The organism is Raskinella chloraquaticus (SeqCode), assembly GCF_021731865.1.
GTDB lineage: Bacteria > Pseudomonadota > Alphaproteobacteria > Rhizobiales > UBA4765 > Raskinella > Raskinella chloraquaticus.
Map to the genome: position 1 here is coordinate 18,397 of NZ_JAKFWN010000007.1, position 10,318 is coordinate 28,714.

Here is a 10,318-nt window from a genome sequence, read left to right on the forward strand (position 1 = left end):
AGGAGAATAAGATGCATTTCAGCAAGCGCGACCTCTTGAGGCTGTGTGGTGCAGCAGGTGTCATGACACTCGGTTCGGGCCGGTTGATGGCGCAGGCGCCAGCCTTTTTTCGTATCGGGACAGGTGGCACGGCCGGCACCTATTACCCGGTCGGCGGCATGATCGCCAACGCCATTTCGGAACCACCGAAACTGGTGGCAACGGCGGTGGCAAGCAATGGCTCGGTTGCCAATGTCAACGGTATCGCCGGCGGACAGATTGAATCGGGGTTCAGCCAGGCCGATGTCGCCTACTGGGCCTATTCCGGTACAGGCATTTTCGAAGGCAAGCCACGGCTGGAAGATCTGCGCTCGATTGCCAATCTCTATCCCGAATCGGTGCATCTGGTTGTCCGCAAGGGAATTGCCAAATCGGTTGCCGACCTCAAGGGAAAGCGCGTGTCGCTTGACGAGCCCGGTTCAGGCACTCTGGTCAACGCCAAAGCAATCCTCGCCGCCTTTGGCATCAGCGAAAAGGACATCACGGCAGAATACGTGAAACCAAACCAGGCCGCCGACAAGATGAAGGATGGCACGGTCGACGCCTTCTTCTTCACCGGCGGCTACCCGGCAGCCGCCATCTCGGAGCTCGCGACCACCGGTTCAGGGATCGAACTGCTGCCGATCTCGGGGCCGCAGGCAGAGAAGCTGCGCAAGGATCTGCCCTTCTTCTCCGCCGATAACATTCCAGCCGGCATCTATACCGGAGTTGGCGCCGTCGACACGCTTGCCGTTGGCGCCCATTGGGTGACGTCGTCGAAGCTGACCAACGATCTCGTCTATGCGGTGACGAAGGCGCTGTGGAGCAACAAGACGCGCGCCGTGCTTGATATCGGCCATGCCAAAGGCAAGGTCATCCGCCCGGAGACGGCGCTTGCCGGCATCGGTGGCGTGCCACTCCATGACGGGGCGCTGCGCTTTTACAAGGAAGCAGGCCTGATCAAATAGGCCGCAGAGCGACGCGGGGCAGCGCGATGTTCGCCAGGCAATTTCCGTTATTTCTGACGTGCCGTCGCGGCTGATCACGAGGCTAATTCTTGAACACATCCTTCAGCGCGCCACCATCGGATGCCGAGATCAGGAAGCTCGAGGAAGACCTCGACCCCGAAATCAGCTTCCGCCCATTGCCTGATCGAACCGGCCTCCTGGTCGGCGCGCTGCTTTTCGTTCTCTCCTGTTTCCATTATTACACTGCGGGCTTCGGGCTGTTGCGTGAAGTCACGCATCGCGGCTTGCATCTGGCGTTCGTCAGCGGGCTGATCTTTCTTGTCTTTGCGGCGCGATCAGGCAAAAGCAAGGCACCCGGCGCTGCAACATGGCTGCGGCCCGGCAGCATTCCCTTGTACGACTGGGTGCTGGCTGCCGCTGCCGTCGTCTCCAGCCTCTATGTTCCCTACATCTTCGAAGATCTGGCAGCGCGCGTCGGCAACCCCCAGCCGATTGATATCGTCATGGGGACCCTCACCATCATCGTTCTCATCGAGGCAACGCGCCGTTCCATTGGCTGGGGATTGCCGCTGATTGCGCTCGGGTCCATGGCCTACGCCCTGCTCGGCCCGTGGATTCCAGGCATTTTCCTGCATCCCGGCACGTCGTGGGGCAATCTCGTCAATCATCTCTACCTGACGAGCCAGGGCATTTACGGTGTGGCGCTTGGTGTCGTTGCCACCTATGTCTTCCATTTCGTTCTGTTTGGCGTGCTTGCCACGAAAGTGGGTCTGGGCCGGCTTTTTCTGGGCATTGCCGCTTCCCTCGCCGGGCGCTTTGCCGGCGGCCCGGCGAAGGTGTCGATCTTCGGTTCCGCCCTCTTTGGCATGATCTCCGGCTCATCGGTCGCGAATACGGTGACGGTTGGCTCGCTCACCATCCCGATGATGATCCGGCTTGGCTATCAGCGCCATTTCGCAGCGGCGGTTGAAGCAACGGCGGCGACGGGCGGGCAGATCACACCGCCGATCATGGGGGCTGCAGCCTTCCTCATGGTCGAATTCCTCAACCTGCCCTATGCAACGATTGCCATTGCCGCCATCGTGCCGGCGGCCATGCATTTTTTTGGCGTATTGATGCAGGTGCATTTCGAGGCCAAGCGCACCGGCATGCGCGGCCTCAGGGACGATGAAATTCCCGCCCTCGGCAAAACCCTGCGCGAGGATTGGCCGACGATTGCGCCGCTCGCCGTGCTCATTCTCATCCTGTTCAGCGGGTACACACCCTACCTTGCCGCCTTCTGGGGGATTACCGGTTGTCTGCTGCTTGGCCTGTCGCGCGACCGCCGTCTCACAGCGCTGTGTTATGCGGCGGCCATCGGCATAGCCGCGCTCTCGGGCGTGCTCCGGTATCCGGTGGTCAATCTGTCGTTCGTGTTCTTTTCTGCGCTGTCGATGGGGCTTGGCGTGCTGACGCGCGAGGATGGGCGCGCAGCCCTTGCTGCCATGGTGGACGCGTTCATCGTCGGCGCCAAATACGCCATTGCTGTGGGCGCGGCGGCGGCAACAGTGGGCATTATCGTCGGCGTTGTGACCCTCACCGGCGTCGGTTTCAAGATTTCGTGGATCGTCACCTCGATGGCTGATCAGGCGGCTGTGGGCCTCAACACGTTTTTGCCGTGGTTGCCGTTTTCGGAGAAAAGCCTGACGCTTTTTTTCACGCTTGTTCTCACCGCCATCGTCTGCATCCTGCTTGGCTGCGGCGTACCGACGACTGCGACCTACATCATCATGGTGACGGTGGCCGCGCCGGCGCTAGGGCTGCTCGGGGTCGAAAACCTCGTTGCCCATTTCTTCGTCTTCTATTACGGGGTTCTTGCCGACATCACGCCGCCGGTGGCAATCGCCGCCTATGCCGGGGCCAGCATGGCGGGAGCCGATCCCTTCAAGGCCGGTAACACCGCCTTCCGCCTGGCGCTCGGCAAGGTGCTCGTCCCCTTCGTCTTCGTCTTTTCCCCGTCTATCCTGATCATGGCGAAGGGTTTCACGATCGGTGGTTTTGTCGCCGCCCTGCTGTGCACGATGAGCAGCATCACTTTGCTGTCGACAGCGTTTGCCGGATATTTTCTGACCGACATGAAGACCTGGGAGCGCTGGCTGGTCGCCATTGCAGCTCTACCGCTTCTCAGCGTGAGCGCGTCTGGTGCAGTGTTGGGTGCAGCTCTGGCGGCACCTGTCATCATTTCGCAGCTCGCCCAGCGCCTGCACAGGCCCCGCGAGACCGGCTAATCAATCGTCTCGATTGCATCAACGCGGTTCGGGTAGAAGGCAAAATACTCCTTGATCTGCGCCATCTGGTCGAAAGGCTTCTCATAAGACCACGCGGCGTTTTCAGAGTTTTTGCTGGCGGTCAGCGCCGAATAATAGCTGGCCTCCCCCTTGTAGGGACAATGGGTGGCGTTCGACGTCTTGCGGAAAAGATCCATCCGCACATCGTCGCGGGGAATATAGAGCACCGGCGGGTAGCTGCCTTCCTTCAATGCCAGCGCCCGGCGGGTTTGCGCCAGAACTTCGCCCGCAAACAGTACACGCACACCCTGCGGATAAGGCGTGATGGTAATCGGGTGGTCAGCGCTGATCGCTTTCATGGTTCATTCTCCGCTTTGTCTCATGCCACGCCCAAGGCGTTGGCGCAGGATGGCGGCAGCAATGCGACAGGCGAACGAATTATTGATTGATCTACACTTTTTTTTAATGAGCCTAATGTGGTAAGGGTAAGGCGTTTAAAAAAAGAGGCTCAAGGATGACAATCAAGGCACTTGTATTTGATGCGTATGGAACGCTTTACGACGTTCACTCGGTTTATAAGAAGACGGAAGAGTTGTGCCCGGGGCATGGCGATCTCATCACCCAGATCTGGCGTCTCAAGCAGCTTGAATACACGTGGCTGCAGACATCGCTTCAGACCTATCGTGACTTCACCTTTCTCACGCGCGCCTCGCTGGTGTTTTCGCTGAAAGCGGCAGGTGTCGAGCCCACAGAGACCATCATCGAAACGCTGTTTCAGAAATATCTCGATCTCGACCCCTACCCGGAATCGCGCGAGGCGCTTGAGCAGCTCAAGAGCTACAAGCTTGCCATCCTGACCAATGGCAGCCAGTTCATGATCGATTCTCTGGTGAAGAATTCTGGCTTCGACAAGATTCTTGATGCTTCCATCAGCGTCGACGGCGCAAGCAAGTTCAAGCCGCATCCCGCCGCCTATGCGCTGGTTGAACAGAAGTTCGGTGTGAAGCCGGAAGAAGTGCTCTTTGTGTCGTCGAACAGTTTCGACGTCACCGGCGCCAAGGCATTCGGGTTCCGCGTCGCGTGGATCCGCCGTGTGCCCGAAGGGGGCGCACCGGCCTATCCGGTGGGGCCGGCAGAAATGTACCGCCGCCTGCGCTCACGCCCGGAAGAACTCGGCTTCGTCGCCGATCATGAGGTCAACCGGCTCACTGATCTGCCCAAATTGCTGGCCTGATCGCACAGGAGCGACCCGCCACCATGGACGCTATTGATCGCAAGATTCTTGTCCAGCTTCAGGACAATTCCAGCCTGTCGATCGCCGAGCTGGCCGATAAGGTCGGCCTCTCGCAGACGCCGTGCTGGAAGCGTATCCAGAAGCTTGAGGCGGCGGGCATCATCACCAAGCGCGTCGCCTTGCTGGCGCCGGAAAAAATCGGTCTCGGCCTGACGGTTTTCGTGTCAATCGAGACCAGCGATCATTCGGCGGAGTGGCTTGATACCTTCGCCAAGGCGACGTCGGCGATGCCCGAGGTGATGGAATTTTATCGCATGGCGGGCGATGTCGATTATATGCTGCGCGTCGTGGTTGCCGATATGGCGGCCTATGACCGTTTTTATAAACGGCTGATTGGCACGATACCGCTCAAAAACGTGACGTCGCGCTTTGCCATGGAGCGGATCAAGTCGACAACCGCCTATCCGATGGTGGGGCAGGCGTGAGCTTGCGATTGATGTCAAGGAGACATGCGCGATGGACATGACCGGCGAACAGCGGATCGAGGCCAGCCGCGAGAAAGTGTGGGCAGCGCTCAACGATCCGGAGGTGCTCAAGGGGTGCATTCCCGGATGCCAGACGATTGAAAAGCTCTCGGACAGCGAGATGAAAGCGACCGTCACGCTCAAGATTGGTCCGGTCAAAGCCTCGTTTGCCGGCAAGGTGACGCTCAGCGATCTTGATCCGCCGAAGAGCTATACCATCAGCGGCGAAGGCGCCGGCGGCGTCGCCGGTTTTGCCAAGGGTGGCGCCAAGGTGCGGCTGGAGGAGGATGGGGCGGCAACGATCCTTCACTACGAGGTCAACGCCCAGGTTGGAGGCAAGATCGCCCAGCTCGGCGCCCGCCTCATCGATGGCACCGCGAAGAAACTCGCCGGTGATTTCTTCACCACCTTTAGCAAGGCGGTCGCACCTGCGGACAGCAGCATCGGCTGACGGCGATGGATCGCGGCCGGGCGGTGCGGATCGCCCATCTCTCCGATCTCCATATCAGTCCCGTGCCGCTGCCCAGGCCGTGGATTGAAGCGGTCCATCTCAAGCAGGTGCTGGGATATATCAACTGGCTGCGGGGTCGCGGCGCGCATAGCCGGTTCAGGCTGGATTTGACAATGGCCGCAATTGCTGGCGCTGAACCAGATGCAATTGCCCTCAGCGGTGACATCATCGAACTTGGCATGTCGAGCGAATTTGCAGCTGGCGCGACGATTCTCTCAGACTTGTTGTCCATCGCGCCACTTGCCTTGACGCTAGGCAATCACGATCCCTATACGCCAGCCTCCATCCGCCGTTTGCAGACATATTGGGAACGATTTCTGCCTGGTGGGGCGACAACCGCCACTGATCCACGCGAGGCTTATCCGCAGGTATGGTCAAGCGGCCCGCTGGCGCTCATCACCTTATGCTCCGGCACCCCTACCTGGCTCTTCTCCGCCGAAGGCGCAATCGGCCGTGCGCAGATGCAACGGCTGGACGCAATGCTCGCTGCACTTGATCGTACGGCGCAGGTGCCGGTGCTGCACATTCATCATCCACCAGACACGGCCCAGCTCAGCGCTCTTCAGCGTCTGCGTGATGGCGATCAGCTCCTTGACGTGATGGCGCGCCACGATTGCCCGCTCATCCTTCATGGACACACGCATCGCGGCGACATCCGGCAATTGTCGTGCCTTGGAAAAAGGCTTGTGCTGGCTGGCGCCTCTTCAGCCTCGGCCGTAGCGACGAGAGGCCCGGCTGCGGCAGGTTTCAATCTGATCGATCTCAGCAGGAGCGATGATTGTTTCCACATCGCGGTCAGCGCCCAGCGTTTTGATGGCAGCGCCTATATCACTTTCGACAAGCGCGAATGGACAGTCTAGCCTTGTGGTACCAAGCAAGAGGACTTCATCACCCATGACCCGCACTCAAGCGATCGCCGCCGCCCATCACCATTTCGACACCGGCGCCTTTCAAAGCGATCTCGCCCGCCGCGTCGGATTCAAGACCGAGAGCCAGAATGCTGAGCGGGCCGACGAACTCGTCCGCTATCTCGAAACCGAGATGCGGCCCGCGCTCGAGACGCTCGGCTTTACATGCCGCCTCCTCCACGAGCCCAGCGCCAACGCGCCCTTTCTGCTGGCGGAACGCATCGAAGACACCAGCCTGCCAACGGTTCTGGGTTATGGCCATGGCGATGTTATTCGTGGGCAGGAGGGGCAATGGGCAGAGGGTTTGTCGCCATGGTCGCTCATCGAGCGGGACGGACGCTGGTATGGGCGCGGCAGCGCCGACAACAAGGGACAGCACAGCGTCAACATCGCAGCGCTCGCGGCGGTTCTGGCCACGCGCGGCAAGCTCGGTTTCAATGCCAAATATCTCATCGAGATGGGTGAGGAAATGGGCTCGCCCGGCCTGCGGGCGTTGGCAGCACGCGAGAAGGCGGCCTTCGCGGCGGACATTCTGATCGGCTCGGACGGCCCGCGCCTCTCGGCTGATCGCGCCAATCTTTATCTGGGTACGCGCGGGGCAGCGCTCATTGATCTTTCCGTTGACGCGCGCCAGGGCGGCCATCATTCCGGCAATTTCGGCGGGCTGCTCTCCAATCCGGGCATTGAACTGGCGCATGCGCTGGCCTCCATCGTTGGCCCGACGGGGCAGATACGCATCGCTGACTGGGTGCCGACCAGCATCCCGCCCTCGGTTCGCAAGGCGCTGGCCGGCGTCGAACCTGTGAGCGGCGACAAAGGTCCGTTGCTGGAGCCGTGGTGGGGGGAGCCTGGCCTGACGATGGCCGAGAAGGTCTTCGGCTGGTCGAGTTTCGAGATGCTGGCGTTCACCTGCGGCAATCCAGCCGAACCGGTCAACGCCATTCCGCCACGCGCCTGGGCGCGCTGCCAGCTGCGCTTCACGGTTGATATCGATCCCGACAACATCCTGCCCGCGCTGCGCCGTCATCTTGATCGTCACGGCTTCCAGCGCGTTACCCTTACACTCGGGCGCGATGACAGCTTCAAGGCAACCCGCCTTGACCCCGAGCACCCATGGGCGCAATGGGCAGCGGACAGCCTGGCTGCGACGCTCGGCTATCGACCGGTCATCCTGCCCAATCTTGGCGGCTCGCTTCCCAACGACGTCTTCAGTGAAATCCTCGATTTGCCGACGGTGTGGGTGCCGCATTCCTATCCGGCATGCTCGCAACACGCGCCCAATGAGCATGTGCTGGCGCAGGTGATGCGCGAAGGGCTGGGTGCAATGGCAGGGCTTTACTGGGATCTTGGACAATCAGGCGCGGCAACGCTTGCAGCCGCCCGCACATGGAAGGCACGGGCATGAGCAATCTTCATATGATGGGCGCCGTCGAACTGCGCCGCATGATCGGCAAGCGCGAAGTCTCGCCCGTCGAGATCATCAAAGACTGTCAGGCGCGCATGGACGCGGTGAACCCCGCCGTCAACGCCATCTGCGCGCGAGATGACAAGGCCGCGCTGGCGGCAGCCAAGGCAGCTGAAAAAGCGATGATGGCTGGCGACAAGCTGGGGCCGCTGCACGGCCTGCCGGTCGGCATCAAGGATCTCGACGACACAGCGGGACTTCTCACCACCTATGGCTCGATGCAGCATCGCCGCAACGTACCGAAAGCCGACAGTGCCATGGTGGCGCGGCTGCGCGCTGCAGGCGCCATCATCGCCGCCAAGACCAACACGCCGGAATTCGGCGCGGGCGCCAATACGGTCAACGAGGTGTGGGGGGCTACCTGTAACGCCTTTGACCCAAAGCTCAGCGCTTCCGGCTCATCGGGCGGGTCGGCGGTGGCGCTTGCAACCCACATGCTGGCGCTTGCGACCGGCTCTGACATGGGCGGATCGCTGCGCACGCCGGCTGCCTTCAACGGCGTTGTTGGATTTCGCCCCTCTCCCGGCATTGTCCCCTATACGGGGCGCGCCTTTGGCTGGTCGCCGCTGCAGGTAACCGGACCGATGGCGCGCAGCGTCGGCGACCTGGCGTTGCTGTTGTCAGCGCAGGCGGGCATGAATGACCATGAGCCGTTGGCGATGCCAATCGAGGCGCGGGCCCTTGCCAGTCTGCCGCCTTGCGATCTGTCGCGGTTGCGCGTCGGCTACACCGAGGATTTCGGCCAGTGCGCGGTTGCAAAATCCGTACGCAAGGCCTTCCGTGCCAAGATCGCGGCGATCCGGCATCTCTTCCATTCCTGCGATGAAGTAAAGCCAAAACTTGGCGACGGGCACCGCATCTTCGACGTGCTTCGCGCGGCGAGTTTCGTCGACAAGCACAAGGACACGTACCGGAACGCGCCTCATCTTCTTGGCCCGCATGTTCGCGCCAATGTGGAGTTCGGATTGTCGCTGCAGTTTGTCGATTTATGCAGCGCGCACAACGATCACACCCGGCATTTCAACCAGTTCCAGGACCTCTACCAGGAGTTCGATCTGATCTTGTCACCGATGGCGTCCGTTTCGCCATTTCCATGGCGCGAACCGGCGGTGATGGAGATCGATGGCCGGAAGCTTGACATCTATTATCGCTGGCTCGGACTTGCCTATGTGGTGACGCTTGCGACCAATCCCGCTATCTGCCTGCCGGCCGGGCGGGATGAGCATGGTCTCCCGTTCGGTCTGCAAATTGTCGGTCGCTTCAGAGGCGATATCGCCGCGCTGTCGGCTGCAGCGGCACTGGAAGACAGCATGACAAAGATAACGGGGCTCGCCCGGCCCGTGCCTGATGACAAGAAACTCAGGAAAGCCCAACCCGGCCTGCATCAACCCGTCACCCATCCACCACAACACCGTACGCAAATCGCACCAAGGAGCCTGTAATGGATTACGATGTGGCCATTCGCGGCGGCACGGTCGTGACTGCCAGCGACACGGTACGCGCCGATGTCGGCATCCGGGGCGGCAGGATCGTCGCGGTTGCCGATGTCATCGACGGGGCCCGTCAAATCATCGACGCCAGCGGGCTCCTCGTATTGCCTGGCGGCATCGACAGCCATGTGCATATCGCCCAGGCCTCGGGGCCAGGGATCGTCATGGCGGATGATTTCGCGTCCGGCACTGCCTCGGCTGCTGCTGGCGGCAACACTACCATCATGCCGTTTGCCATGCAGCAGCGCGGCCGGGGCTTGCGTGAGTGCGTTGAGGAATATCGTGAGCTGGCGGTAGGCAAATGCCTGATCGACACATCGTTCCATCTGGTGATTTCCGATCCGACGCCGACCGTTCTGGGGCAGGAGCTGCCGGCACTGGTCAAGGCCGGCTACACCTCGTTCAAGGTGTTCATGACCTATGATGATCTGGTGCTGAACGATCGGCAATTGCTGGAGGTCTTTGCGGTAGCGCGGCGCGAGCAGGCGCTCGTGATGGTTCATTGCGAGGGCTATGATTCCATCAAATACCTGACCGAGCGGCTGGAAGCGGAAGGCAAGACGGCGCCCTATTATCACGGGCCCTCGCGCCCGCAGATCGTCGAGCGCGAGGCGGCGCATCGCGCCATCAGCCATGCCGAACTGCTCGATGTGCCAATGATGATCGTCCACGTCTCGGGGCGCGAGGCGATGGAGCAGATCCGTTGGGCGCAGCAGCGCGGATTGCCGGTCTATGCCGAGACCTGCCCGCAATACATCACGCTCACCGAGGATGATATGAAGGGCCTCAACATGGATATGACGGGCGCTAAATATGTGTGCTCGCCGCCACCGCGCGACAAGGAAAGCCAGGCCGCCATCTGGGAGGGCTTGCAACAGGGCGTGTTCCACACCTTCTCATCCGACCATTGTCCGTTCCGCTACGAGGCCACGG

The 10,318-nt window shown here is 61.0% G+C and carries 10 protein-coding genes; 9 read left to right on the forward strand and 1 reads right to left on the reverse strand.

The window, feature by feature from the left end:
* Positions 1–11: 11 nt before the first annotated feature.
* Both ACINK1_RS04035 and ACINK1_RS04040 read left to right on the forward strand, forming a co-directional pair.
* Positions 12–986, forward strand: a complete 975-nt coding sequence (locus tag ACINK1_RS04035) for a TAXI family TRAP transporter solute-binding subunit (RefSeq protein ID WP_376802802.1) — start codon at positions 12–14, stop codon at positions 984–986.
* 89 nt (positions 987–1,075) lie between these two features.
* Positions 1,076–3,253, forward strand: a complete 2,178-nt coding sequence (locus ACINK1_RS04040) for a TRAP transporter permease (protein WP_376803873.1) — start codon at positions 1,076–1,078, stop codon at positions 3,251–3,253.
* Here ACINK1_RS04040 and ACINK1_RS04045 read toward each other — a convergent pair.
* Positions 3,250–3,612: a DUF427 domain-containing protein gene (locus ACINK1_RS04045; protein ID WP_376803874.1), complete on the reverse strand. Its 363-nt coding sequence runs from the start codon at positions 3,610–3,612 to the stop codon at positions 3,250–3,252. The genes ACINK1_RS04040 and ACINK1_RS04045 overlap by 4 nt on opposite strands.
* A 155-nt stretch (positions 3,613–3,767) precedes the next feature.
* Between ACINK1_RS04045 and ACINK1_RS04050 the strand changes: the two genes are divergently transcribed.
* The 7 genes from ACINK1_RS04050 to ACINK1_RS04080 form a co-directional block, all read left to right on the forward strand.
* Complete coding sequence (locus ACINK1_RS04050; RefSeq protein WP_376803875.1) at positions 3,768–4,487, forward strand: haloacid dehalogenase type II; 720 nt, start codon at positions 3,768–3,770, stop codon at positions 4,485–4,487.
* A gap of 23 nt (positions 4,488–4,510) precedes the next feature.
* Positions 4,511–4,972, forward strand: coding sequence for an Lrp/AsnC family transcriptional regulator (locus ACINK1_RS04055; RefSeq protein ID WP_395759981.1), 462 nt, complete (start codon positions 4,511–4,513; stop codon positions 4,970–4,972).
* Positions 4,973–5,003: 31 nt separating this feature from the next.
* On the forward strand, positions 5,004–5,462 hold the full coding sequence (locus tag ACINK1_RS04060; RefSeq protein ID WP_376799998.1) for a carbon monoxide dehydrogenase subunit G: 459 nt from the start codon (positions 5,004–5,006) through the stop codon (positions 5,460–5,462).
* 5 nt (positions 5,463–5,467) lie between these two features.
* Positions 5,468–6,382 carry a metallophosphoesterase gene (locus ACINK1_RS04065; protein WP_376799999.1) on the forward strand — a complete coding sequence of 305 codons (915 nt, stop codon included), beginning with the start codon at positions 5,468–5,470 and terminating at the stop codon, positions 6,380–6,382.
* Positions 6,383–6,416: 34 nt separating this feature from the next.
* Positions 6,417–7,835 carry a M20 family metallopeptidase gene (locus tag ACINK1_RS04070; protein WP_376800000.1) on the forward strand — a complete coding sequence of 473 codons (1,419 nt, stop codon included), beginning with the start codon at positions 6,417–6,419 and terminating at the stop codon, positions 7,833–7,835.
* The gene (locus ACINK1_RS04075; RefSeq protein WP_376800001.1) at positions 7,832–9,337 is read left to right on the forward strand and encodes an amidase; all 1,506 of its coding nucleotides are present in this window, start codon (positions 7,832–7,834) and stop codon (positions 9,335–9,337) included. Before ACINK1_RS04070 ends, ACINK1_RS04075 begins: the two co-directional genes overlap by 4 nt.
* A partial coding sequence (locus tag ACINK1_RS04080; RefSeq protein WP_395759982.1) for an amidohydrolase family protein occupies positions 9,337–10,318 on the forward strand: 982 nt, incomplete at its 3' end. The genes ACINK1_RS04075 and ACINK1_RS04080, both read left to right, overlap by 1 nt.

What these genes read in the sequence shown, in the direction of transcription:
- ACINK1_RS04035 (WP_376802802.1), top strand. Translation starts at nt 12, where the DNA reads ATGCATTTCAGCAAGCGCGACCTCTTGAGGCTGTGTGGTGCAGCAGGT.
- ACINK1_RS04045 (WP_376803874.1), bottom strand. Translation starts at nt 3,612, where the DNA reads ATGAAAGCGATCAGCGCTGACCACCCGATTACCATCACGCCTTATCCG.
- ACINK1_RS04050 (WP_376803875.1), top strand. Translation starts at nt 3,768, where the DNA reads ATGACAATCAAGGCACTTGTATTTGATGCGTATGGAACGCTTTACGAC.
- ACINK1_RS04055 (WP_395759981.1), top strand. Translation starts at nt 4,511, where the DNA reads ATGGACGCTATTGATCGCAAGATTCTTGTCCAGCTTCAGGACAATTCC.
- ACINK1_RS04060 (WP_376799998.1), top strand. Translation starts at nt 5,004, where the DNA reads ATGGACATGACCGGCGAACAGCGGATCGAGGCCAGCCGCGAGAAAGTG.
- ACINK1_RS04065 (WP_376799999.1), top strand. Translation starts at nt 5,468, where the DNA reads ATGGATCGCGGCCGGGCGGTGCGGATCGCCCATCTCTCCGATCTCCAT.
- ACINK1_RS04070 (WP_376800000.1), top strand. Translation starts at nt 6,417, where the DNA reads ATGACCCGCACTCAAGCGATCGCCGCCGCCCATCACCATTTCGACACC.
- ACINK1_RS04075 (WP_376800001.1), top strand. Translation starts at nt 7,832, where the DNA reads ATGAGCAATCTTCATATGATGGGCGCCGTCGAACTGCGCCGCATGATC.